Genomic DNA, 24,522 nt, shown 5'->3' on the forward strand with positions numbered 1-24,522 from the left:
CGGGTTCCCAAATTTTTTAAACAGCTATGAAAAGCGCCTTACGTTACGCCATATCGCTCGCACTCGCAGGCGGCCTGATCTGGTTTGTCTTCAAAGACATCAACTTCGCAGAAATGCTTGACAGGTTTGCCAAGTCAGACTGGCGATGGATTGCGCTATCGTGCGTTTTGCTGCTTGGCGCACATATTACGAGAGCATGGCGCTGGGGAATGCTAATGGAGCCATTGGGACACAAACCTGGCCTTTTTAACAGCTCTATTTCCGTACTCACCGGTTATTTCGCCAATTATATTGTGCCAAGAATGGGAGAAGTAACCCGCTGCGGCACATTATACCGGCTTGAACGCATTCCCGTAAACCTGAGCTTCGGAACCGTTGTAGCCGAACGTATATTCGACGTCCTGATTTTATTAATCATGATCGGGTTGAATTTCATTCTCGAATTTGATCGCCTGAGTAAGTTTTTCACTGATTTCTTTCAAAGCAAAGTTTCAGGAGGGCAAGGCGGCGGCTCCGGTAGCGGAATGCTGCTGGGCATACTCATTGTATTCATGTTAGCTGTGGTGGTAGCGGCATTTATTATCTTTAAAAACATCGCGCTTAGGGACAAAATACAGCAAAATGCACTGGTTCAAAAAATAGTCTCGTTTGGAAAAGGAATGCTGGATGGCTTCTTAAGCATTCGCAAATTGAAAAGCCCCGGATTGTTCATCCTTAGCACCATTGCCATCTGGGTTTTCTATTATTTCGTTTCCTACGTTTTGTTTTTCTGTATTCCTGAAACCTCTGATCTTGGACCATTAGCAGGGCTCACGTTACTAGTTGTGGGTGCCATCGGCATGACTGCACCCACGCAAGGAGGGATCGGCGCGTATCATTTGCTGGTTGGTAATGTGATGATCTTGTATGGGTTATCACAAAATGATGGCATTACATTAGCCACATTTATTCATGGTGCCCAAATGATTTTTATGCTGATTATCGGCGCACTTGCATTCCTATACGTTTTAGTACAAAACAAAAAATCGGTCTCCGAAAGTACTGAGGTTCCAATCGAAAATTAATTATTGTTTTCATAGTCCGGTCATATCAAAATGCCGTATGATACCGTATTATAATCATCCATATCCTATTCAGCTGATCCAATGAGCCTTACCGAGAGCAAAATTTTAAGACTGGAAGAAGCCATCACAACCGTGGAAGACTGGCAACGTGCCGGACAGAAAGTAGTTTTCACAAACGGCTGCTTCGACATTGTTCATTTAGGGCACATTGATTATCTTGAAAAAGCACGCGCATTGGGCGACAGACTAGTTTTGGGCTTGAATACAGATGCTTCTGTAAGCCGCCTCAAAGGACCATTGCGACCGGTGGTCAATGAGTACGCGAGAGCCCGGTTGATGGCAGCCCTTTCATTCATTGATGCTGTCATTTTGTTCGACGAACCGACGCCTAGTCAGTTAATTGAAGCTGTAAAACCTGACATTTTGGTCAAAGGAGACGATTATACAGTTGAAACTATTGCTGGCGCGGATTTTGTTTTAGGTAAAGGAGGCGAGGTGAAAACGATAGCTCTTGTAAAAGGCTACTCGACTACCGCGCTGATTGAGAAAATTAAACAAGGATATAACTGACACAAATATGGCTGGTGCATATGTAATTGGTATTTTGGTGATGCTCATTAGCCTTTATGTACAATGGCGTCTCAAAAGTAAATTTGAAGAATATTCGCAAGTAGGGTTGAGCAATGGCATGAGCGGAAAAGAAATCGCGGAAACCATGCTTCGCGAAAGCGGAATATACGATGTAAGGGTTTTATCTGTCGAAGGACGGCTGACTGATCATTACAATCCTCAGGACAAGACAGTTAACCTGAGCCCGGATGTTTATCACGGACGAAGCGTTTCGGCTGCGGCTGTGGCTTCCCACGAATGCGGCCACGCTGTACAGCATGCGACTGCGTATAAATGGTTGCAGTTCAGGTCGCAAATGGTGCCATTTCTGAGCATCGCATCCTCATATATGCAATGGATAATCTTGGGCGGGATCATTCTGCTGAACACAACCCCGATTCCATTAATGGTCGGTGTCGCATTGTTTGCAGCAACCACTTTATTTAGTTTCATCACGTTGCCTGTTGAATATGACGCAAGTAACAGAGCGCTTGCCTGGATTAAGAACAACAGGATTGTGAACGAAAGAGAATACATTATGTCTGCCGATGCATTGAAATGGGCTGCCAGGACTTATCTGGTTGCTGCAATCGGTTCTCTTGCAACATTGCTTTATTATGTGAGCTTGTTGATGGGCAGAAGAGACTAACAAGCGTTTGTCAGCCTGAGCGGAGTCGAAGGCACGTGCATGACGCCTTCGACAAGTAGCGCGCCTTCGACTCCGCTCAGGCTGACAAGGGAAAAGGGCTAAGAAACCATGGCTTCTTAGCCCTTTTTCATTTCTTTTTCTGATTCCAGTACACAACTACATTATGCGTAGCTCGGCCCGAGGCCAGAATATCCAGATCACCGTCTCCATCCAGATCCGCCGCTGCAACATCTTCGCAAGCGATCTTGATTTTATCGTCTAACGCGTATTCCTGCCATTTTTTGCCTTCCGGATCTGATCCTACAAAAATTCTTACGCCTGTTTCTCCCGTAACATTCGGGTTACGCCAGCCCATTACGACCTGGTCACGACCTTGTCCGAAGAAATCGGCGCAAACCAGTGCGTGGCCTTCTTTTATTCTATCGGTTAGGACGGTTCTGTTATCTTTTGAATAAACTACGACGCTGGTTCCATGCATTGGCTCGATAGTGGCTGTAAATAATTGGTTTTTCCCCAAACTTCCCGTTCTGATCTCCCCTACTCCCGTTCCAGGCACCATCCACGTTCCTGATGGAGCCCATCCATCTGCGCCGCTCAGGAAAACCTGAACTCCTTCTTTGCCTGCCACTGCAAGTCCAAGCATTCTGCCAGGCACTTCCATAGGCTGCATGTTGTGCGTCATATGCATGCCTGTTTCAACTAATTCATAGCCCCAAATGCCTGTTTTTTTCTCGGGAACGTCAAATACAATCAGTTTTACGCCAGCGCCTTCACCTCCTGCATTACCTTCGCCATGTAACGGAAGTACCGCAAGCTGAAACCCTCCGTCGGCCTTTTTAAGCCATTGGATTCTGTGGATTGTTACTTCATGATGCAAGCGAACCGGCTCCCAAAGCTGCGTACGGTCATTAGGCGCAGATAAATAATAAACCGCGCCGGATTGTTTTATATTTTTTGTTTCCGAAGGGTTCCACTGCGCACCCACTGCCACTTCCACTTTTCCATCCCCATCAATGTCCCTGGCAGCAATGCACACATTGTCCTGCTCCGTCAAATCTCTTGCAATCACATTGCGTGTCCATTTTTCGGTCTTTTTCCCGGGATTTTTATACCAAACAATTTCCTTCTTATCCGCCAGCAAAATGTCCGCCTTGCCGTCTCCGTCCACATCACCGGACGTAACGCCATAGCCGATACTGATTTTATCATCAATAACTTCCCCCACAAAAGTCGCGGTTTGCGCAACCGCTTGTGCAGCAACCAGTGTAAGGGCAAAAAACAATAATTTTTTCTTCATAATCTCCGTTTCAGAGCATTTGCCCCGCTAATTATTTAAGCATATTTTTTCACAATATACTTCAAAAAGTGCACAGCAGCATTTGAAAAAAGACTTTTTTGTGTGGCTTTGATCGGCTTTGCCTACTTTTGTAAATTATTGTGAACCAATTTACCATTCATGAAAACCGTCCCTTTACATCAGGTCCATATTGATTTGGGTGCCAAAATGGTCCCATTTGCAGGTTTTGAAATGCCTGTACGCTATTCCTCGGATCTGGATGAACACCACACTGTAAGAAATCATGTAGGCGTTTTTGACGTCTCTCACATGGGAGAATTTAGTGTTAAAGGCCCAAAAGCACTCGATCTGATTCAAAAAGTGACTTCAAATGATGCTTCGGCGTTGTTTGATGGAAAAGTTCAATACAGTTATCTTCCCAACGGACGAGGCGGCGTGGTGGACGATCTGCTGGTTTACAGAGTAAAAGAAGATGAATATTTTCTGGTTGTGAATGCATCCAACATTGATAAGGACTGGAACTGGATCCAAAGCCACAATACAGAAGGCGTTGAAATGGAAAACGTTTCCGATGAGCTGTGCCTGTTCGCAGTTCAGGGCCCTAATGCGACACCTACTTTACAAAAGCTCACTTCTGTTGATCTGGGTGCAATGGATTATTATACATTCAAGATCGGCGAAATGGCTGGCATTTCGGATGTAATTATCTCTGCAACAGGTTATACAGGGGCTGGCGGATTTGAAATATATGTAAAAAACGCGGACGCAATTAAGATGTGGGAAGCCATATTTGAAGCGGGAGCAGAATTTGGCATAAAACCTGTGGGATTAGGCGCCCGTGACACATTAAGACTTGAAAAAGGCTTCTGTCTGTACGGAAACGATATCGATGATAACACATCGCCATTGGAAGCGGGCCTGGGCTGGGTTACCAAATTCACAAAAGATTTTATTGATGCAAAAGAACTGAAAGACCAGAAGGAAGCCGGTTTGAAGAAAAAACTGGTTGGTTTTGAAATGATCGACAGAGGAATTCCACGAGGACACTATGAACTGTGCGATGAGTCTGGCGCCAAATTGGGAGAAGTGACTTCGGGCACGCAGTCGCCCACATTGCAAAAAGGAATCGGAATGGGTTATGTCCCGACAGCATTTGCCAAGCCTGAAACGGAAATTTTCGTAAAAGTCCGTGACAGATTATTAAAAGTGAAAGTTGTTAAACTTCCTTTTGTAAAAAACTAATATCTCCTCAAATCCACTCCATAGTATCGATTGCATTTTATGAAACAACTTGATGTTTGCCTTACACCCGACCTGCTTCATTTACACAAACTGGATAATTCAATTGTAGTCGTTGCTGATGTTTTCAGGGCTACTTCATGCATGGTTACCGGCCTTGCGTATGGTGTAAAAAGCATTACGCCGGTTGCCAGTATTGAAGAATGTAAATTTCTACAGGATAAAGGCTTCATAGCAGCTGCGGAACGCGATGCGCGGAAAGTGGAAGGTTTTGACCTCGACAATTCGCCTTTCAGTTATATGAATGAGCGGCTGATCGGCTCCCAAATTGCAATGACAACAACCAACGGAACGTTATCAATCTCCAAAGCGAAAGCCTCTGCTGTGAAAGTAATGATCGGATCATTCCTGAACCTGGGTGCATTGGCGAACCACTTGCGCTCGGAACCTTATGACATTCTGGTGCTTTGCGCGGGCTGGAAAGGCAGGCCTAACCTGGAAGACACGCTTTTTGCAGGTGCACTTGCGGATGCGCTAAAAGACCAATTTATGCTTTTGGAAGACGGCACGCTTATGGCGCAACGGCTATACGATCAAAGCCGCGATAATTTGCTCGCAAGCGTTTCCAATTCTTCCCATGTGCGCAGGTTACAGCGCCTGGGAATCCAGAAAGATATTTCTTATTGTTTGCAAAAAGACCTTTATGATGTCGTGCCTGTTTTGCGCGGAAGCACTTTGGTAGCAATGAATTAAGTTAAAAAACTAAAAATTCTTACATGTTCAGATTCGTCTTTATTATTTTTTGTGGGTTAATGATTTTTTCAAATCAAGCCAATGCCCAGCGAAGAACAAGTTCACCGAAAAGACAAATTCTTGCTCCAAAGAAAAAGGCTCCTGTTCCTAACCAGCCGGCTACGACGCCTAAGGCAGACACTATTGCTGTCCCTCAGGCAACGCAGGCGGCACCAGTAGCAGCGCCTGTCGCTGATACAACGGCCGTTCGAGATGCCGTCCGGGACACCATTATTACGCCGGACAGCAGCAACATTGAGATTTCCTCAGACACACTTACGGAAAAAGAAGCCGAAGAACGGCTCGCCAAAACCGAACCGGCAGCGGACAGTGTTAAGTCCTTCAAAATCATTATTGACGACATTTCTTACTTGTCCGTTTGCCCGGGAACGACAATTAACATCCCTTTTAAAACAGTTGGACCTTACGATGAAGGCAACACATTCATTGCACAGCTGATTGATGCAAACGGAAAATCAGTTCCTATATCATTACCGGTAAGCAAAAGTCCCGTTAAGGCTGTCATTCCTTCTTATAAAATAGGCGGCGAAGTTTACCGGATACAAATTGTGGCTTCTATTCCTGTTGTAAGGAGCCAAGAAGTGCCGATCCGCTTGTTGCAAAATGCCAGCGCGAGGCTCGAAGTGATCGATGGGACGCAATCTGTGCGCATTATGCCGGGGCAGGAGGTTAATTTGAAGGTAAATTTTACGGGTGCAGCGCCCTGGTCTTTCCTGATGTCGGATAGCACAGTTGTATATCAAACATTGTCCAATCCGCATTATCTGACTGTGAAACCCAAGGACGTAAAAGCTTATAAATTAATGGGCGTTGCCAATGCTTGCGGCAGCGGAACCGTTTCAGGGGAAGCCATTGTGAATGTTAACAACAATCCTGAGCCGAAACTGGAATTAAAGGAAGTGGAGAAAATCGCGAAGCTTTGCAGCGGGATTCCATTTCAGGTTCCTTTCAATGCAACAGGGAAATATAAGGATGGAAACAAGTTCGTTGTGCAGATCGCAGAACGCACGGGTGCATTTAAAACCATTTCAACACCCGACACGACCGGATACATTACGACGCAAATCCCAACAAATTACAAACCCGGCGAATACAAATTGCGCGTAGTTTCTTCTGCGCCTTATCTGGTAAGCCAGACCACCAATGTTACCATCGTTTCACCCACCGTTGCCACATTGCAAAGGGATTCTTTGAGATTAGGGGAAAATGAAACAGGAGAGCTGACTGTAAAATTTACAGGCGGCGGCCCTTGGTTCGTTCTGCTTTCGGACGGAACCTACGAAAACAACATTCAGGAATCTCCATATAAAGTGAAAGTTAAGCCTGTTTTTGACACCAATTATCAGATCACTTCCGCTGGCGGCTTGTGCGGTGTTGGTAAATTTTCGGGATCTGCAAAAGTGTCTGTTAAAAGTCCTCCTGCCAGCATAACGCTGGAGAAATTGCCTCAAAATATGGTTTGCGCCGGCTCTACCATTGAAATACCTTACAAAACAGAAGGCCGGTATAACCCTAATAACAAATTTAGTGTTCAGATTACGGACAAGTCGGGTCGTTTTGTGAGCTTGCCGACCACGGTAACACCTACTGCAATGAAGGTAAAAATCAGCAATGCAGCCCAGGGCGATACCATCAGGACACAAAAAATAAGGATTATTTCGTCTTCCCCGGCCGTTTCAAGCGCCATTGAAGAGCTGGACGTGATCGCACCGGACAAGGCTTTGGGAGAGGTTTCAGGCAAAGGCACCATTACTGCCGGCAGAACAACGCGCATTCAGTTGAAATTCAAGAACGGCTTGCCTCCCTGGTCGTTCACATTATCGGACGGAACCGCTATCAACGGAACATTCCTGAACCCTTATCTGATTTCCGTTTCTCCCGCGACAACCACAGAATATACGATCAGCTCCCTGAAAAGTGGTTGCGGTGCAGGAACAGGCAAAGGTTCGGCAGTAGTTACGGTCTCTAATTAGAAAGCAAAAGGCAGCTTATCGCCGTAAAAGGAAGTGATCATGAAGCGGCTGGTTTTGTTTGTGCTTCTTTGCGGCCCCCTATCTCGGATGAGTTTAGGTCAGAATGTGCCAATAGCCCAATGGGAAACGCATTTCAATTATCTTTCTGCGAAACACGTTGTCCAGGTTAACGATCATATTTTTTGCGCCTCGCACAACGGCCTTTTCAGCATTAATACTATTGATAAACAGATAAAAACCTGGTCGAAATCGGATGGCCTGACCAGCACCGGAATCAGCAGCATGGCATTTGATCAGGAGCAAAACCTTTTGCTTTTGGCATATAGAGACGGTAATGTTGATCTGGTTTATCTGGATCAATCCGCTCAGAAAGAAGAAATTATTTCCTGGCCTATCTTTTCTCAAAATCCGGATTTACCTGAAAATAAAAACATTAAGCGCGTCATCTTTCGGGAAAACCTGGCCTATCTCTGCACGGGTTTTGGAATTGTCATTTTGGATACCAAAAATCAGCAGGTCGAAGAAACTTACCGCTATATAGGTGCAAACGGAACGCAGGTTGCTGTCAGCGATATCGCTTTTACTTCGGACTCGCTTTTCGCGGTAACATCACATGGAATTCTTGCGACTTCCATGTCGCCGGCTGTTAACAGGCAGTATTTCGCCAATTGGAAAACAATAGCCACACCGGCAAAAGCAGTAGCCATTGCTGTGAATGCTTCTCAGTTGTATATAGGTTGTGCAGGCAAAGGTTTATATCAAAAAGAAAATGGAAACTGGAAATCTGTTTTTCCGTCGGGCAGCGAAACTTATTCTTTTACTGCCTTGGCAAACAATTTGACTGTAACATTGGACGACAGGGTTGTTTCGCTTAACCAAAACAATGAGGCAAAAGCGTTTGCAAGCCCTTTGTTCAAATTTCCTAAGGAATCCATACAGACAAATGTTGGTAAATTTTGGGTGGCAGATGCGCAAAACGGCTTGCTACATAACGAGAACCAAGCATTTCAATCTTTCACTGCTTTGCAAGCCGACACCACTATTTTCCCCAGGAAAGATTCCTCGGTAATTGATTTGAATGCACTAAGCTGGACGAGACTTCCGGAATATCTGGGCGGTGGCATTCTGGTGAAAAATGCCCAAAATCAACAACGCGTCCTCACGACAAATTTGGGAAGCGGCAGTTTACCTTCTTCCGTTATCAATAGTCTGGCCCTGGATGTGGATGGGAACATTTGGTTTGCGAGCGATAGAGGCGTTGGCTATTTTGTTACCGATGACATTCTGAATGCGGCCCGGGTCGATGCTGTTCTACCCGTTTATGGCCAAAGGAAGCTTTTCGCTAATGAAAAATGCACCGCTATTGCCATTGAACCAGGCAATCGGAAATGGATAGGCACGCGAAATGGCCTTTATTTATTTAATGAAGATGGAACCGAGTTGATCCAAAAAATCACCGCATCAGAGAGTCCTTTGCCCTCCGACTCCATTAGTGCATTACAATTTGATCCACAAAAAGGCATTTTATTTATTGACACCCCCAATGGAATGGTGTCATTTAGAAGCAACTCAACCACTTCGTCTGAGGATTTTTCGGATGTAAAGATCTTCCCCAACCCGGTTCATCCCGGATTTGGAGGAACAATTGGCATAACTGGCTTAATGACCGGATCGGTCGTGAAGATCACCGAACTTTCCGGCCGACTGATCTATGAAACGAAATCGCAGGGTGGCACTGCTTCCTGGAACCTAACTGACTACACTGGCAGACGTGCCAAAGGCGGAATTTATATGGTCCTCATTGTGACCTCCGACGGGAACGAGACGTTTGCCGGAAAACTGGCAGTAATTAACTAAAACTATGACAACCCCAGAATTTGCACCCTATATTGTAGGCATAACCGGCGGAAGCGCATCCGGCAAGACGTTCTTTATGAAGAGCCTGATCGATTCGTTTGAAAAAGAAGAAATCACCAGAATTTCCCAGGACAACTATTACCGTCCCATTCACGAAATTCCCAGAGATGAGAATGGCGTGGAAAATTTTGATCTTCCTGAGACCATTGACCACCACTTATTTGCCGAACACATTGCCGTACTGAGGGCTGGTCGTGAAGTGCATCAGAAAGAATATACATTCAACAATCCACTGATCAAACCCGAAATCCTTGTCTTTGAACCAAGGCCCATTATCATTGTCGAAGGCATTTTCGTTTTCTATTTCCCTGAGATCGCCAGGCTGATCGATCTGAAAATATTTGTGGATGCCAAAGAGCATGTTAAAATAAAAAGGAGAATTATTCGTGATAATAACGAGCGCGGTTACGATCTGGATGACGTGCTCTACCGCTGGGAACATCATGTGGCACCGACGTATGACAAGTTTATACTGCCACTGCGCTCCGAAGCGGATATGATCATTAATAACAACACCCGCTTTGACACAGGCCTGGAAGTCCTGAAAGGATTTTTGAAAGGAAAACTGGCGGAGCGAAAAGTTTGACAAGCTTTCCCTATTTTTACTTAATATATAAGTTTTACAAAAACCTTCTTAAGAATGAAACATTTTACACACATTATCAGATCAGGTATTTTTTCCCTTTTGGCAATAAGTCTGATCATTTCATGCAAGCGTGATCGCTCTGAACCTGTGGATTCCAACAATTACTATCCTCTGGAAGTGGGCCGTTATCTCATCTATGATGTGAAGGAAGAGGTTTATTCGGCCGGGCAAGCGAATCCTGTAAAGAAGAGCTGGCAGGAAAAAGATGAGGTCGACAGGGTTTCAACCGATGACGAGGGAATCCCTACTTACATCATTTCAAGATCGAGGAGAAATAGTGCAGCAGAGTATTGGCAAAAGGAAAAGGAATTTACCGTGCAAAGATATCCCGACAAGCTGCTGACCAACATTGATAACCAAACATTCTTTTCTCTTGCATTTCCCGTTGATCCGAAAGTTCAATGGAACGGAAACAGCTATAACAGTTTGGACGCACAAAATTACCATTATGAAGATTTGAACAAGCCGGTTCAGGTTGGGACCCAATCTTTCGATAAGGCGCTCGTAGTGGTGGAACGGAAAGACTCTTCGATCATCAATCGATACATTGGTGTTAAGCAGTATGGCTTGGGCGTAGGGTTAATTTCTGATGATCAAACCGCCTTTGAACTGTGCCAGAGCGAGGATTGTATAGGCTCCGGCAAAATAGAATCTGGGACGCATAGGGCCCGCATTATTGTAGAATTCGGTAAACGTTAATAGTACATTTTAAGCATCGCAGCAAATATCTAACCTGTTTTTTTTCACATTGAATGGCGTTAATGTTTGCAAATTAAATTTATCTGACTAAATTTACGCTGGATACTGGTATTAATCATATAACAAATTCAAAATGAAAACAGTGAATTCGCACTCTACACAGACGAAAAAGTCTTATCGCAAACCAACCTTGAACAGGTTCGGAAACGTTGCTAAATTGACAAAAGGAAAATTAGGCAGCGCCGCTGATTTGGGCCCTACGTTTGATTTCGACGATCTTTGATCCAAGATAAAATAATTTCCCCTGGTGATTATTGAAGGCGTAGTTAGTTTTAGTGATCTTCCGTATACCATTACTGAAGAAAAAACTAAAAACATCATTACCTGGAACAATGGATGGTTCTCATCCTTAGAATTAACCCCTAGTACGAGACTGCAACATGTCTTTGCACTAGGGGTTAATTTTTTGGGTGACAGGGAGCCTCAATATCTAAACAGAGCATACGCAAGACAACATTCCCGGGTCTTTCATTCTGCTTCTGATGTCCCGGATTCCCAGTCAGGAAGGGAATTGAGTGATTTCGGGGCTTGGTTTGATGAGATCCAGCAGACACTTTACTTATCAAGGGATATTTTTGGCGTAATTCCTACTTACTACATTCATATCCCAGGCTCTTTCGTGGCATTTTCGACTAGTTTGGTCTCGTTGCTAAAAATGCCAATTTGCCGACCATATTTGCAATTAGATTCCGACAGAATAGTTTCATACTCCCGGTTTCGAGGCGATCAGTCCAGCAGTTACTCCTCCGGTACATTTTTTAAAAACATCAAGACTGTCCTTCCGGGACACGTTATTTCCATAACTTCCGAAAAAGTTACAACTAAGCGATTCGCCAGTTTTGACCCCAGCAAATGGAGCCACTTGCATTCGATCGAAGATTATGCGAAAGCTTTTAAAGATCTCTTTTTCAAATCCGTCGAGCAGAACATTGGTCAAGATGGAGCAAAGCTGGGCGCTCACCTGAGTGGAGGGATGGACTCTTCTTCCATCAGTGCTGTCGTGAAGGCGATAGATCCGGAACTTTCATTGCACACGTTATATCTGGATACGAAAACAAAATATTCGGACGAGATCCAATTTGCTGGTGAAGTAGCAGAAAAGATCCGTTCGATCCACCACGAAGTGCCTCCCTCGAATGAGGATTTTGAAATGATATCCCGCTATACGTCTGTGTACGGGCATCCTGAATGTATGGTCATAAGCCCTTCATCCCAGGGAAGCCTCATGGAGTTCGCGAGTCATCTTGGATGTAAGATTCTGTTGATAGGCCATGACGGCGACTCTGTTGTAGGAAGTGGTCTCGAAAAGTTGACAAAAGCATATTTTGAAAGAAATTGGGCCGAGCTAAAAGCGCTTATCATAAAAAGAGCCCCGTATGCCTCGATCAACCGCGCAATTCCACAGTGGGGATCCCTCAATATTGACGAGAAGATAAGGCAATACACGAAGCATTTGATTGTAAGCAAGTTTTTCGAGCAAACCAGAAGGCTTAAACCTTTTGAAATTGTGAAGCTTCTCAATGAATCTTCGAGAGAAATGGATGTTTCATTATGGCATTTTTTCTCAGCGGGCCTTCAACGGCTCTGGAAGAAGCTCATTAGAACGAAAACACTTGAAGCGACAATTCTTAAACCGGAATTTGCTGCCGTTAAAGTTATTAAACGGGAAAACCTGGCCGATTTACTTAGAGGAGATTTACCGGTGAATTATAAAGTCTGGTTTGACGATGTTTTTAATGGTCAGACCATTATCGCCAGCGAGCAGTTTTTCGCACTTGGAAATCATTACGGCCTGGAAAACCGATTCCCGTTCTATGATAAAGATCTGTTTGAATTATGCATTTCCGTCCCGATGGAGATAAAATTTGGTAGAGGCATCGGTCGTGAGCATTTCAGAGAAGCGATGAAAGGTTTGCTGCCCGAGACAGTCAGGAGCAGGCCAAACAAAGCTAATTTCAGCATTTATGGGAGAGAAGCTGCGCTTCGTTTGTACCATCAGTCCAAGGAGCTTATGAACGACGGAAGCAATATTGTCTGGAACTTTATAGATCAACAGAAATACATTGAATCAGCAAAGATCTTGGTTGACCCAAGCGCGTCCGAGTCCAATCACACATTATCACAATTCCATGTCACGCGCGCCATTTCGCTGGCCATTTGGTTCCACTGGCTGAAAAAAAATGATCTACTTCTCACAGCTTCTTAGCATTCAACCCGCGGTAACCGGCTTATTTCAGGATTACCACTCGGCCGGCAAAGCTTTTTCTTGTTTCAGCGCCCGTTTTTAAATTAAGCTTATAAACATATGTTCCGGACGGAATATGTAGGCCAGGAATCCAATACCAGTCCTTGATACCAGAACCTCCCAACTGAACTTCCCCTTCGTCCAGGGCGACTCCTTTAAGCGAGTACATGGTCCAGTGAACTGACTGATCAGCTTCCTTGCTTCCAGCTTCCAGACGAAATCTAACATAGGATGAGGCAGGGTTCGGGCTCACTGTGAGCTGGTTCTCCTGATTTTCTTCGGTTACCGTAAATACAATGCGATATGGATTGGCAGAAGCGTTGGATGAGCCATCTTTTGCATTAACCAATAATTCGTAAATGCCTGGCTTCAAACTCTCAGCCTGGTAAGCTATGCTGAGTGACCGCTCGGACAAGGATGATATTTTGAGGTCATTGCTCGAATAGGAAAGCTTGGTAAAGTCACAATCGCTACCCTCGCAAGGCTTGATGAAAACATTTACCAGCGAAGTATCAGGAGACAGAATGCGATCATCCTCGAGCTTAATAGTGATCAATGTAGATGGATCGACAACATCCTTGTTCTCAATAATCCTATCATTAAATTTTACCTCCAAAAGTGGTGCGATCAAATCCTTTAAAGGAGCACCTGGATAGAAATTCAGTGTTTTGGCAACATCCCATTCGACGACAAGCTCAGAATTGTTATTCCCTTTGCTCAATTCCTGCAGCGTATTAGCAGGGTCTACTTTGAAAAGAATCCTCTTAATATTTTTTTTGTTTGCGAATGAGAATGACAGTGTGTCTTTATAAGCCATTGCCGAAACGGTCTCACTTTTCACGTCGTTTTTGCCATCGCTGTATTGTATTTCGACCTGGACCGGCACTTTTTGATCCTTGATATAGCGTCCTTCATTTGCTAATTTGACAACTGCCCTTACAGACGCTGAGTTGTCGATCGTTTTACCGGCGGACTCGGAATAAAGCATAATGGCATCATCCGCTCCAACTGCGTAGTCGGGTTTACTTACCGTGACAACTTCAATAGCCGGGTCTCCTTGCAACAACGATTGATGAATGTTCGCGATATCGTACTGGTTGGCACCGCCAGTAACGATCTTCTGAGCAACTACGGCCTGGACCCTGCCGATAGAAGCACTGGAAGTCGCTTCGTCTGCAAACATGGTGTTGTAGAGATTACTCAGGTATTTACTGGATGAACTCACATAACTCTCAAATGAATTGGCAACCAAGGCAACCGTGCCCTTCTTCGGCGTTAGTATCCAATCCATAGATAGCGGTCTCCGATCTGATGCCGTCGGACTGGCGTTATACCTTGCAGCAAAAACGTTTCCTACACCGCATCCGTTGAAAAACATGAAAGGATATTTCTTATAATTATTGTATCCCCGGTCGGCATCTGTAATGTAGCCCATATCCAGGTCAGTAACGGTTGCAGAGCCATGTCCGAAATAAGTAATCATGCCGACGCCCTCGTTAACCTGCGGCGTGATATTTACTTTTTCAACCTCAGAAATGGCCTGCTGTTTTACAAAAGGCGTTACCCGGCCTCCAACAAACCCATTTTCAACAGCCGGTTTAAGCGTCTCGAGAACATTTTTCAACTGGGTTATTTCACTAGCCGACTTCCCTCCATTCAAGTGCAAAATTTGCTTCCTCCAACCCAGTTCCTCACCATCATTTAATTCATATTCTTTTACTTTTTCCAGATAGTCCTTAATATGCTGATCCGTCATCGCGGGCAAGCGACCCACATTCAAAGCGGGAACGTCACGACTTACCCCACCTAAACCTTCTACCAGAAGAATGTCTGAGGCTGGAAAGCCGATAGTTGGAACCTCCTCTGGCAATTCTTTTTTCATACGTTCGGTCAACGATATAGACTTCCCGATGAGAAAAAGCGATTTGTCCTTCACGCCGTCCGAAATCATATAGCTCGCGAATCGACGAATGCCGAGCGGACTTGGTTCGCCGTAATTGAACTGATTATATACATCCTTAATGTTGGCTACAACTGTTTTAAAACCTCCGCCAACCTGTGAAGCGCGGTACGCCGCATATTCCGCCGATCCGGCTAACAAGTTCTCGCCACTTACAATAATGTAGTTCGCAGCTTTCGGGTCAAATTTCTGAAAGTTTACTGCACTGATTTTCGCGGCAGGGACTGTGATTACCTCATTTGTGACCAACAATGTTGACACTTTGCCTGATTTTCTGGGAACCATGAAATTGCCTGCATTACCAGCAATGACACGCAATGTGTCGGTTATATCGTATATTTTTACGCCCGCCGGTGCCCCCGTAGTTGCAACTCTGCTCAATGTGCTTGCTTGCGGATCTAGTGTTAATTCAATCGACTTCCTGGAAGCAATTGAAAAACTTTGTGGATAAGTTACAGTGAAGTAAGCCAGCGAAAACCGCTCATATTGATCCGTGCTAACCGACTTTAATGCAATTATTCCCTTAAAATTGGCGTCCAGATCTGCTTTTTCAATTTCGAATTCACCATCTACACCTTCAAAATTGGAACTGGCCAAGACTTTCGCTAATCTCAGCGTTTGCTCCGTTTTACCTATGTATACTTCAACCTTTCTTTCATTATTACTTCTGCCATGAACGAGCAATTTTACCTTTGGTTTGATAGAGTTGCTTACCAGGTTAGTTAATTGAATAGGATATGTTGACTGCACATTCTTTAAAATGTTAGGGCCGGTCCTACTGGCGCCTTTCTCGAAAAAGCTATTGAAGAAGTTCGGGCGAAGCGGGCTGTTTGCGCCGAGCGAGTAATCTGTGCTGAGCACTGTTGATGCCTTTGCAATGTGATATGCCAGCGCTGGTGTTGCATCGTTGACTGCCCTGTTGACAGTTTCTGCACGAAGTGATTTTGATGAAGATACGGTGAGAAAATAAGCGGATTCGTCCGAATAAATGCTGTAAAATGGGTTCAGCCTGGAACTCATTGGCCGATATAGCAGTGAATCGCTTTCTCCGGTATTTGGAACACCATAGAATGATATTTCCTTACTCTCAATGATAATAGCAACCTGTTTTCCTAAATGCCAGAGTTGTAATTTTTCTGGCTGGTTAACCGGGAAAGATGCAGGAAGAGCAGAAAGTGGCACTTTATGCATGCCCTTCGCATTAACTGCGATTTTTACATAGGGTTGCTCATAATTGATCCAGCTATTCGCATAAGGTGCAGCTGATTGCGCAAATCCTTCCGTGACGTAAAAGAATGTAAGCGAAAGAGAGAAAAGGATGTAGAGAGTGTGCTTTATCATCATTGATTTTTGTTCAAAAATACAAAAAGCATAGGTTGCAGTGTGTGACACAACCTATGCTTTTTTTGCTAATTATTTTTATTGTTTAACAAGCTTCCTCGAAATCACGTCACCGTTTTCGGTAAGGATTTCAACGATATATTCGCCCGAAGCTAAGTTAGAGATGTCCAATGTTAACTTGGTTTCATTTCTTCTAACCACTCTTCCTTTGATATCAACCAAATTCCAGCTTTTTATAGCAACCGGCAGATCCAATTTGATTTCAACAAAATCGCTGGATGGGTTCGGAGAAACGACAAGCGAATTCGTGTAAGGTCTGTTAACCGATACAATGGATGATAGTGTTTTTTTCCCCTCCTCCGTTTTGCCCTCGGCAACTTTATCTACCTGTACCAGGCGGTAATAGCTCGTTCCTGGCAAAGGCTTGTTATCAAAGAATTTGTAGGAGCTTTCTGTTACCATGTCACCATTTCCCTCCACATACCCGATTTGCTCGAAATTCTTCGCATTATAGCTTCTCTCGACAAGGAAATGGCTGTTGTTTGTCTCTGAGTTTGTTTTCCAAGCAACCTCCACAGAATTTGCCGAAACCAGCTTTGCTTCGAAATACGACAAGTCGACCGGCATGCTTCCCTCCGTACTGATCAGGATCTTTAATGCAGGATCTCCCAGCAATAATGTTTGGTGCATTTGCGCCTGTCTTTTGCTGTAAGAAGCAGAAGCTATTCTTGCGTTTTCGTCAGCACCAAGTCTGAATGGATTAGGATTGTTTTTTGTCTCGATAGCAGTCTTGCGAAGAATTTGGCCGATTGTAAGCCGGTTTTTATCGCTTTGTCCGAATATGATTGGATACAGTTCCTGCAAATATTCGTTACAGCTTTGGTTATATCCTGCCCATGTATTCCCAAACACCGCAACAGCGCCTCTCTTCGGATTCAATAACCAGTCAAGAGATTGTGCCCTTGATGAGCTGATATTAACCGTTTCGTTAAACTGATTGTTAAAAACATTCAGGATATCACAACCATTATAATACATGATTGCAAATTTCCCAATCCCTGCGTCTACGTTCTGATCAGTGTATCCTTTGGCGTTGTCGGAGACGTAGCCAAAATTATAGTCCGTCTGATACGGCGCACTATGTCCAAAATAGGTAATCATCCCTACTCCCGAATTAATAGCCGCAGAAATATCCAGAGGCTGTATTACATCCCCGCCCTGAGTCTTATTTCTAACATCAATCGTTCCTCCGAAAGCTCCTGTAACAGCGTTCCCGGCGGTAGATAAATTGCCTGAATGTATACCAACTTCGCTAAGACTTTTTCCGCCACTTATGTGCAGCACTTTTTTACGCCAGTCCAGTCCTGTTGACGAGTTTTCATACACCTCAACTTTTTTGAGATAAGCACGAGCCTGCGCGTTACTGATCGCAGGAATCCGGCCCACCGGAATCGCTTCCACATCTTCTGGCTGCCCACCCAGGCCATCAACCAACAGAAAATCAGATCCGGGGAAACCAACTGTTGGAACTTCGTCCACTAGTTCCTTTGCCACAATCTTATCATTTCTTGTGATCGACTTCCCTAAAAGCAAAAGATATTTGTTCAAGTTTCCGTCGGAAACCATATAATCAACAAAACGACGGATTGCAACAGGGCTAGGCTCGCCATAGTTGAAGTGATTGTAAATGTCAGTGATGTTGAAGATGGTGGGAGCCTTGTATTTCTCGCCAGGCGTTTGTTCGGTGCGATACTTTCTGAAATCTTCTGCAGCATCCAGAAGCGTGGTATTGGATATGATCAGATAATTGTAATCAGACTTGTTATAGTTGGTGAAGCTAACCTGGTTGATTTTGGCATCAGCGACCGTTGTTGGTGTCTGATTCGTTGCCAATAATACAAGCTCGTTAGCGTTCGGTCTTGAAAAAACCAGACTCGCCGCTGTACCATTGATAATTCGGGGCTTATCGATGTCTGTGATGTCATAAAATTTCAATGTCCCGGAAGGTGCGCCAGCGATAACGATTTTATTTTTTACTCCCTGCGAAGTCGCAGCAAACCGAAACTCGGCAGAAGCCGCGCCTAGCATATCAATTTGCTGGTTATAAGTTACATTGTAGTAAGTCAGGGAAAATACGTCATAAATTGTGTTGCCCTGGATATTTTCAGGGCTGGCATCGGTCTTGAAACCCAATAAGCCCTTTCCATTTGCATCCAGGTCAGTATTTTCCAGGTCAAATGAGAACTTGCCAAAAGTGAAACCCGCAATATACACCATGCCTACTTCTCTTAGGTTGGCAGCATCCTTTCCTACGTAAATATGAATATTTCTTGAATCACCCGGATTTGAAGGGAAGAAGGTTCGTCCGTTGATCAGCACCTCAACCTTTGGCTTGTCGGTGCCGGACCTTGCTTTCAGTGTGAAATCGAAATCCTTGGTAGCATCCTTTGTGTGAATCGGATGGCTTGCATCGTCAAAAAGCCTCGAACCGGTCCTTGTCTTGCCATCTTCGAAAAAACTATTTTGATCAATCGGCCTTAAAGGAATGTTTGTAGCATGTGAGTACTCATTTGCTAACTGATAGTTTTTTGACTCCGTTCTAATGTGCTGCGTTAAAGTAACCGACGAGGCGTCATTTAATGTCTCTTCCGGCGCACGATCTCCATTAGCGGCCCCAACTGTTAAAAAATAGGAGCTTTCATCGGAATACATGCTGTAATACGGGTTAGCCCTCGATGACGTCGGCCTGAAAAGTAACTCATCTGACTTTCCATCGTTTGGCACAGCATAAAATAGTAATTCAGTATTATCAGCTTTCAGGATATTAACCTGCTTGCCACGATGCCAAAGCTGCAATTTGGCTTTATCTGCATTCTTGATCGCATCAGGTAACTTTGCCGAAGTCATTGCCACCCGGTAAACGCCCTTCGTAAGCGCTCCGCTCACCACACCTACATTGATCTTCACCCATGGTTGGGAATATTTGCCAGCTAACCAGTCATTCCCGTAGGTCCCGCTCCACTGAGCATGTACTTTTAAATTAATAGTGGTGAATGAATAAACCAGTACCAATAAAAAAATAGTTTTTGTAAAAATTCTTGCTCTCATAAATCTCCAGTTAGTGTATCCCTTTTAAGTAAATGCGCTTCTAATGTATAAGTGTTTTATATATAAATTTATATACAAAATAAATAATAAAGCTACAATAAGTTGAATAGTAGAACAACTTTTTAGTAAAAATTCTAGGTCGCACCTAGTAGTTCCCACGACAGGTCGGTAGCTGATCGGATGGGTAAGCTAATTTGCACATTTTGGTACAATTTTTATATCACTATACGAAAGCGAAATTTGCCATGCCCGTTCGTGGAAGTAACCCTTCCAAAACTTAGGTATTTGTGACATTTCCTATTTTATTTGTCTTAAATCTATTCACTGTTTAACTAAAACGTATACTACTATGCTTAAAAAATTAATGGTGGTCGCCTGGCTTGGTCTGATTGGTTTATCCCTGGGTTGCGACGGAGAGAAGGGCGATGTTGGTCCAGCGGGACCTGCAGGACCTGCTGGTGCGGTAGGGCCTAAAGGTGACTCCGGCGTTGCTGGCCAGGACGGAATCGGTGCAAGAGAACTTGTAACAGGACAAGTTAACAGCACAAATGGCGGATACACAATGGGTAAAAACAACCTGACTCCTGCTGATACCGTGGCACTTGCATCTAGTGTGGTAATTGTATTTATAAAAAGCCAAAACCTATGGTGGGCATTACCGGGAAAAGTTGATTTTAGTGACTCTACGTCAACTACATTTAACTTTATCACGCTGCTCAGACGCAATCAGTTCTTCATTGATATCAGACCTGTTTCCTGGACTGATGGAGGTGACAAAGCGCCGGAACGTGTGTTTCAAAGCATAAGAGCGGTCATCATACCATCTGAGAAATTCAGACGCAATGCCGAGGTGGATTGGAACAACTACGAAGAGGTTGTATCAACATTGGGGCTTACGGATAAAGACATAATCAAGGCGGATCTGTAAATCCAGATTGCCTCGGTTCGTAAGGAAGCATGATGCGTTTAACGTGATTGTGCTTCCTTATTTTTTGTATCAGATTTTAACCCATCCAAGTTTTAATTGCCCGCAACCAAGAACTTGTAACCAGCCATAACTTTTCTTTTTTAAATTAAACTATTTTTGGGGCAAGATGTGTTTACTACATTGTAGCAATTTATTTATTGTACTATTCCGGGCTAGCTAGCCCATGTATCATACCATTTTTTCTCCGATGATTACCAAAAAATCTTCAAAAACGATCTCCCCTGATGTTGTTTTGATAGGGGCCGGTATCATGAGTGCAACTCTTGGAGTTTTACTTAAAAAATTGAGTCCGTCTATTTCCATTTCTATTTTTGAAAGACTGGACCGGGTTACCGCCGAAAGTTCTGACCCATGGAATAACGCAGGAACCGGACATTCCGCGTTCTGCGAATTAAACTACACGCCACAGCTGGAAGACGGCTCGGTAGACACAAAAAAGGCGATCAAAATCGCTGAGTCTTTTGAAGTTTCGAAGGAATTCTGGTCTTACCTTGTGGAAACCGGCATTATCGATTCTCCTGACGCATTTATCCACAACATTCCACATCTGAGTTTCGTGTGGGGAAATGATAATGTAGAATATCTTAGGAAACGTTACGACGGTCTAACCAAACATCACCTTTTCAAAGGAATGGAATATACCGAGGATAAAAGCGAGATCAACTCGTGGATTCCTTTGGTGATGGAAGGACGTGATCCGGAAGAAAAAGTCGCGGCAACGAAGATGGACCTGGGCACGGACGTCAATTTTGGGACACTTACCAAATTCATGTTCGAATATCTTGAAAAACAGGAAGGCGTAAACCTTTATCTGAATCACGAGGTTGACGACTTTGAAAAAAAGAAAGACGGCTCATGGATCATTGAAGTGAAAGATCGCGCTACCAGAAAAACTTCACGCGTTCAGACCAAATTTGTCTTTATCGGAGCAGGCGGTGGATCGTTGCCTCTTCTTGAAAAATCGAACATTGCCGAGGGCAAAGGCTTCGGCGGTTTCCCGGTAAGTGGCCAGTGGCTGGTTTGCAATAATCCCGAAATCATTGAAAAACATCAGGCAAAAGTCTACGGAAAAGCTTCCGTTGGCTCGCCTCCCATGTCCGTTCCACATTTGGACACACGTATGATTGACGGCAAAAAAGCACTTTTATTCGGGCCTTATGCCGGTTTTTCTACCAAATTCCTGAAAAACGGATCCTTCCTAGACCTGCCTTTGTCCATCAAGCTGGATAATATCCGGCCCATGCTGGCAGCCGGAATTCATAATATTCCTTTGACCAAATATCTGATCGACCAGGTGAGACAATCGCCGCAGGATCGTCTGGAGGCTTTGAAAGATTATCTGCCGGAAGCAAAACTGGAAGATTGGGATCTTGAAATGGCTGGTCAGCGCGTCCAGGTTATTAAAAAAGACAAAAAAGTGGGCGGTGTGCTCGAATTTGGAACGGAGATGGTTACTGCGGCCGACGGCTCACTGGCAGCATTACTGGGAGCATCTCCGGGCGCCTCCACAGCTGTCTCGATCATGTTGGAGCTGATTCAGAAGTGCTTCAAAGAAGCTAAATCAGAAGACTGGCAAGCCGAATTTAGAAAAATCATCCCGTCATTTGGCAAATCTTTGGCAAAAGACGCCGAGCTGGCTGCGAAAACCCGTGCGTGGACGACCGAGGTGTTAGAACTGGGTGCTTCGCATTATTCGGAGGAGTTCAGTGCGTAGTTGAACGCAATGTTTTTTACGAGCCGATAACAATGTATATATCAAAAGCGCTGGATTTAGGTCCGGCGCTTTTTTTATGCCCAAACCGTATACTAATCCCACCGCACCGCAGGCTCATCGGTTTCACTTTTATTAGCCTGTCTCGTCAATATTGGACTTTCGAATGTTTCACACTATTCACCCAATACAATGAGAAAACTGATTACCCCACTCGCTATGGCAGCAGCACTTTTATTCGCAAGCCAAAGCTCGTTCGCACAAAACGTTGGTATTAACACCACACAACCCGACCCAAGCGCCGCTCTTGACATCGTCGGGACAGACAAAGGCCTGCTTATTCCACGAGTATCGCTGCAATCACTGACAGACAACGCTACGATTCCTAATCCGGCGACTGCGTTGCTGGTTTATAATACAAATGCAGGATTAGGGAAAGCTGGATTTTATTACAATTCCGGAACGTCTGCCAGTCCTTCTTGGAGTTTGGTTGGTGGAGGTGGAAGTTTGACGCTGCCTTTTTCGCAAACTGCGACGAATAGCGGCCCGCTGTTCCTTATTAATAATCAGGACGCTAATGATAATTCGGTTGCAATTAGTGGACTTGCTGCAAATGCAATCGGTCTTAGGGGCGCCACACTATCTGGCAAAGGGATAGTTGGCCACTCAGCATCAACAGGCACGGGGATTTTCGCATCCGCGGCAAACACTAATGGAAAAGCGTTGGAAGTTAGCGGACCAATAACAATCGCCGGGCCTGGTCAATCGCCTGGGAATGGTAAAGTGCTTACTTCTGATGGGAGTGGAAATGCTACTTGGGAGAATATTTCGGGGAATGTCGCTTTTCGGGCGAGTGGGGTGCAGGGAGGGGGGAGTGAGATTATTGCAGGTAACACTGTACCAATGAAAGTTGCTTTTGCAGCACAAAATTACGACATAAGTAATAACTATACGATATCAACTCAGCCCCGCACAGCACATTCAATGTACCTTTTCCTGGCCTTTATCACTTTGATGCTCAAGTGCATTTTGTAGTCCCCATTGAAGATGGTGACGACTATCAAACGTTTTTTCATAGTATAGCTCTCGTTCTTACAAGAAACAATTTATCATCGGTGATTGTCGAATCTCAGGCAACAGATGTAATACAAGCTCCATCATCAGTCTCTACAGATATTCAACTGATACAAGGTGATAAAATACATATTGAGGCAACAATGAATGCCACAAAGTCCGGTACATTAGGTGTTGCGCCGCAAGATTCATTTTTTAGCGGACGACTACTCTTCAAACAATAGCTGTCATTAATCGGCTACTTGTAAGAACTGGTGATTTTTACCATATTTTCAAGCGACTTCAAAACGCCAGCGACCGCAAAAACCGCAACCCATCCACCGCTATCGCCTCCTTTGAAGGCTCCACCTGCCGCCAGATTGAGGCGGCTTTGGCGATGATCTTGACGTCTGGGGTGAAGGATTCTATGACGATGTCGCCCTGGTAGTTGATGTTGTCCAAAGCTGCGAAGATGCGGTCCCAGTTGATTTGGTCGCCGCCGGGGGTTCCGCGGTCGCTGCCGGATGCGTGCAGGAGCGCGAGTTTGTTGCCGGCTAGTTTGATTGCGAGTGCGGGGTCTTTTTCTTCGAGATTCATATGGAAAGAGTCCAGATGCACCATTAATGCTTCGCTTCCAACATCTGCGATCATTTTGAGCACTTGTTCGCAGGTGTTGATAAAGTCTGTTTCGTATCGGTTTAGCGGTTCTAATGCGAGTTTCACATTGTGCTGGACAGCATAGTCGGCAAGGATTTTCAGGTTTTTTACAACCGTAGTCCATTGCTTTTCCTTTTTTTCCTCAGGAACAAGGTCAGCCCGCCCGACCGAAGAATAGATTGGCCCGGCAACAAGCTGGCTTCCCAATATCGGGGCAATGTCGATTAATGTTTGAACATATTCCAATGATGTAACCTGCTCCTTGCGGTTTCCACGCAAGTCGCGACCTGGGCCAGTTGCCGCGCATACAGAACGACATTCCAACTCATTATCATCCAAGGCTTTTCTGATATACCTGGCATCAATGTTCGAAGGTTCCTCCACCGCGATCTCCACAAAATCGAAGCCCCATTCCTTGAACTTTGGAAAAAAGGAAACGCTTTCATTGGTGAATGGCGAGGAGAACAAATACGTGTTAATGCCAAATTTCATA

Annotated in this window: 19 protein-coding genes and 1 pseudogene; 16 read left to right on the top strand and 4 right to left on the bottom strand. The window is 44.5% G+C overall.

Annotated features, from left to right (window positions below; translation table 11 throughout):
* Window positions 1-26: 26 nt before the first annotated feature.
* The 3 genes from B5X68_RS06800 to B5X68_RS06810 all read left to right on the top strand — a co-directional run bounded on the left by B5X68_RS06800 (window position 27) and on the right by B5X68_RS06810 (window position 2,322).
* Entirely contained in the window at window positions 27-1,064 is a 1,038-nt protein-coding gene (locus tag B5X68_RS06800) for a lysylphosphatidylglycerol synthase transmembrane domain-containing protein (protein ID WP_082213842.1), read from the top strand.
* A gap of 81 nt (window positions 1,065-1,145) precedes the next feature.
* Window positions 1,146-1,634: a D-glycero-beta-D-manno-heptose 1-phosphate adenylyltransferase gene (gene rfaE2, locus B5X68_RS06805; protein ID WP_082213843.1), complete on the top strand. Its 489-nt coding sequence runs from the start codon at window positions 1,146-1,148 to the stop codon at window positions 1,632-1,634.
* A gap of 7 nt (window positions 1,635-1,641) precedes the next feature.
* Window positions 1,642-2,322: a zinc metallopeptidase gene (locus tag B5X68_RS06810; protein ID WP_082213844.1), complete on the top strand. Its 681-nt coding sequence runs from the start codon at window positions 1,642-1,644 to the stop codon at window positions 2,320-2,322.
* Window positions 2,323-2,449: 127 nt separating this feature from the next.
* Here the strand turns inward: B5X68_RS06810 and B5X68_RS06815 are convergent, their stop codons facing one another.
* Entirely contained in the window at window positions 2,450-3,619 is a 1,170-nt protein-coding gene (locus tag B5X68_RS06815) for an FG-GAP and VCBS repeat-containing protein (protein ID WP_082213845.1), read from the bottom strand.
* Window positions 3,620-3,778: 159 nt separating this feature from the next.
* On the opposite strand from B5X68_RS06815, the gene gcvT reads away from it, so the two are divergent.
* From gcvT to B5X68_RS06850, 9 genes and pseudogenes are all read left to right on the top strand, one after another.
* Window positions 3,779-4,861: a glycine cleavage system aminomethyltransferase GcvT gene (gcvT, locus tag B5X68_RS06820; RefSeq protein WP_082213846.1), complete on the top strand. Its 1,083-nt coding sequence runs from the start codon at window positions 3,779-3,781 to the stop codon at window positions 4,859-4,861.
* A gap of 39 nt (window positions 4,862-4,900) precedes the next feature.
* On the top strand, window positions 4,901-5,611 hold the full coding sequence (locus B5X68_RS06825) for a 2-phosphosulfolactate phosphatase (RefSeq protein ID WP_082213847.1): 711 nt from the start codon (window positions 4,901-4,903) through the stop codon (window positions 5,609-5,611).
* Between the two features lie 59 nt (window positions 5,612-5,670).
* Window positions 5,671-7,644, top strand: coding sequence for a hypothetical protein (locus B5X68_RS06830; RefSeq protein ID WP_229208310.1), 1,974 nt, complete (start codon window positions 5,671-5,673; stop codon window positions 7,642-7,644).
* Between the two features lie 39 nt (window positions 7,645-7,683).
* Complete coding sequence (locus B5X68_RS06835; protein ID WP_082213849.1) at window positions 7,684-9,501, top strand: PorZ beta-propeller-like domain-containing protein; 1,818 nt, start codon at window positions 7,684-7,686, stop codon at window positions 9,499-9,501.
* Window positions 9,502-9,505: 4 nt separating this feature from the next.
* Window positions 9,506-10,147 (top strand): uridine kinase family protein, encoded by a 642-nt coding sequence (locus B5X68_RS06840; protein ID WP_082213850.1) that lies wholly within the window; start codon window positions 9,506-9,508, stop codon window positions 10,145-10,147.
* A 54-nt stretch (window positions 10,148-10,201) separates the two neighbouring features.
* Window positions 10,202-10,906, top strand: a complete 705-nt coding sequence (locus tag B5X68_RS06845) for a hypothetical protein (protein ID WP_082213851.1) — start codon at window positions 10,202-10,204, stop codon at window positions 10,904-10,906.
* A 133-nt stretch (window positions 10,907-11,039) separates the two neighbouring features.
* Window positions 11,040-11,189, top strand: a complete 150-nt coding sequence (locus B5X68_RS29435; RefSeq protein WP_141110199.1) for a lasso RiPP family leader peptide-containing protein — start codon at window positions 11,040-11,042, stop codon at window positions 11,187-11,189.
* A 24-nt stretch (window positions 11,190-11,213) separates the two neighbouring features.
* Window positions 11,214-11,786: pseudogene (locus B5X68_RS29560) on the top strand (class II glutamine amidotransferase domain-containing protein); the annotation flags it as partial.
* Between the two features lie 42 nt (window positions 11,787-11,828).
* Window positions 11,829-13,172 carry an asparagine synthase-related protein gene (locus B5X68_RS06850; protein ID WP_170916590.1) on the top strand — a complete coding sequence of 448 codons (1,344 nt, stop codon included), beginning with the start codon at window positions 11,829-11,831 and terminating at the stop codon, window positions 13,170-13,172.
* 22 nt (window positions 13,173-13,194) lie between these two features.
* Here B5X68_RS06850 and porU2 (B5X68_RS06855) read toward each other — a convergent pair whose 3' ends face one another.
* Together porU2 (B5X68_RS06855) and porU2 (B5X68_RS06860) are read right to left on the bottom strand one after the other, a co-directional pair.
* Window positions 13,195-16,515: a putative type IX secretion system sortase PorU2 gene (gene porU2, locus B5X68_RS06855; protein WP_082213853.1), complete on the bottom strand. Its 3,321-nt coding sequence runs from the start codon at window positions 16,513-16,515 to the stop codon at window positions 13,195-13,197.
* A gap of 75 nt (window positions 16,516-16,590) precedes the next feature.
* The gene (gene porU2 / locus B5X68_RS06860) at window positions 16,591-19,620 is read right to left on the bottom strand and encodes a putative type IX secretion system sortase PorU2 (RefSeq protein ID WP_082213854.1); all 3,030 of its coding nucleotides are present in this window, start codon (window positions 19,618-19,620) and stop codon (window positions 16,591-16,593) included.
* 349 nt (window positions 19,621-19,969) lie between these two features.
* On the opposite strand from porU2 (B5X68_RS06860), the gene B5X68_RS29080 reads away from it, so the two are divergent.
* The 4 genes from B5X68_RS29080 to B5X68_RS29440 all read left to right on the top strand — a co-directional run bounded on the left by B5X68_RS29080 (window position 19,970) and on the right by B5X68_RS29440 (window position 23,617).
* Window positions 19,970-20,548 (top strand): hypothetical protein, encoded by a 579-nt coding sequence (locus B5X68_RS29080; protein ID WP_082213855.1) that lies wholly within the window; start codon window positions 19,970-19,972, stop codon window positions 20,546-20,548.
* A gap of 247 nt (window positions 20,549-20,795) precedes the next feature.
* Entirely contained in the window at window positions 20,796-22,322 is a 1,527-nt protein-coding gene (locus B5X68_RS06870; RefSeq protein ID WP_082214040.1) for a malate:quinone oxidoreductase, read from the top strand.
* Between the two features lie 189 nt (window positions 22,323-22,511).
* Window positions 22,512-23,354 (top strand): phage tail-like protein, encoded by an 843-nt coding sequence (locus B5X68_RS06875; protein WP_082213856.1) that lies wholly within the window; start codon window positions 22,512-22,514, stop codon window positions 23,352-23,354.
* Window positions 23,342-23,617, top strand: a complete 276-nt coding sequence (locus B5X68_RS29440; protein WP_082213857.1) for a hypothetical protein — start codon at window positions 23,342-23,344, stop codon at window positions 23,615-23,617. Before B5X68_RS06875 ends, B5X68_RS29440 begins: the two co-directional genes overlap by 13 nt.
* Before the next feature lie 58 nt (window positions 23,618-23,675).
* Here B5X68_RS29440 and B5X68_RS06885 read toward each other — a convergent pair whose 3' ends face one another.
* Window positions 23,676-24,521 carry a sugar phosphate isomerase/epimerase family protein gene (locus tag B5X68_RS06885; protein ID WP_082213858.1) on the bottom strand — a complete coding sequence of 282 codons (846 nt, stop codon included), beginning with the start codon at window positions 24,519-24,521 and terminating at the stop codon, window positions 23,676-23,678.
* Window position 24,522: the final 1 nt, after the last annotated feature.

The sequence above is a fragment of the Dyadobacter psychrophilus genome, from assembly GCF_900167945.1.
In the GTDB taxonomy this organism is placed as follows: Bacteria; Bacteroidota; Bacteroidia; order Cytophagales; family Spirosomataceae; genus Dyadobacter; species Dyadobacter psychrophilus.

Bases quoted from the DNA above. Each gene is read 5' to 3' on its own strand.
- B5X68_RS06885 (WP_082213858.1), bottom strand. From the start codon at position 24,521: ATGAAATTTGGCATTAACACGTATTTGTTCTCCTCGCCATTCACCAAT.
- B5X68_RS06815 (WP_082213845.1), bottom strand. From the start codon at position 3,619: ATGAAGAAAAAATTATTGTTTTTTGCCCTTACACTGGTTGCTGCACAA.
- gcvT (WP_082213846.1), top strand. From the start codon at position 3,779: ATGAAAACCGTCCCTTTACATCAGGTCCATATTGATTTGGGTGCCAAA.
- rfaE2 (WP_082213843.1), top strand. From the start codon at position 1,146: ATGAGCCTTACCGAGAGCAAAATTTTAAGACTGGAAGAAGCCATCACA.
- B5X68_RS06835 (WP_082213849.1), top strand. From the start codon at position 7,684: ATGAAGCGGCTGGTTTTGTTTGTGCTTCTTTGCGGCCCCCTATCTCGG.
- B5X68_RS06875 (WP_082213856.1), top strand. From the start codon at position 22,512: ATGAGAAAACTGATTACCCCACTCGCTATGGCAGCAGCACTTTTATTC.
- porU2 (WP_082213853.1), bottom strand. From the start codon at position 16,515: ATGATGATAAAGCACACTCTCTACATCCTTTTCTCTCTTTCGCTTACA.
- B5X68_RS06840 (WP_082213850.1), top strand. From the start codon at position 9,506: ATGACAACCCCAGAATTTGCACCCTATATTGTAGGCATAACCGGCGGA.
- B5X68_RS06825 (WP_082213847.1), top strand. From the start codon at position 4,901: ATGAAACAACTTGATGTTTGCCTTACACCCGACCTGCTTCATTTACAC.
- B5X68_RS06870 (WP_082214040.1), top strand. From the start codon at position 20,796: ATGATTACCAAAAAATCTTCAAAAACGATCTCCCCTGATGTTGTTTTG.
- B5X68_RS06810 (WP_082213844.1), top strand. From the start codon at position 1,642: ATGGCTGGTGCATATGTAATTGGTATTTTGGTGATGCTCATTAGCCTT.
- B5X68_RS06800 (WP_082213842.1), top strand. From the start codon at position 27: ATGAAAAGCGCCTTACGTTACGCCATATCGCTCGCACTCGCAGGCGGC.
- porU2 (WP_082213854.1), bottom strand. From the start codon at position 19,620: ATGAGAGCAAGAATTTTTACAAAAACTATTTTTTTATTGGTACTGGTT.
- B5X68_RS06845 (WP_082213851.1), top strand. From the start codon at position 10,202: ATGAAACATTTTACACACATTATCAGATCAGGTATTTTTTCCCTTTTG.
- B5X68_RS29435 (WP_141110199.1), top strand. From the start codon at position 11,040: ATGAAAACAGTGAATTCGCACTCTACACAGACGAAAAAGTCTTATCGC.
- B5X68_RS29080 (WP_082213855.1), top strand. From the start codon at position 19,970: ATGCTTAAAAAATTAATGGTGGTCGCCTGGCTTGGTCTGATTGGTTTA.
- B5X68_RS06830 (WP_229208310.1), top strand. From the start codon at position 5,671: ATGATTTTTTCAAATCAAGCCAATGCCCAGCGAAGAACAAGTTCACCG.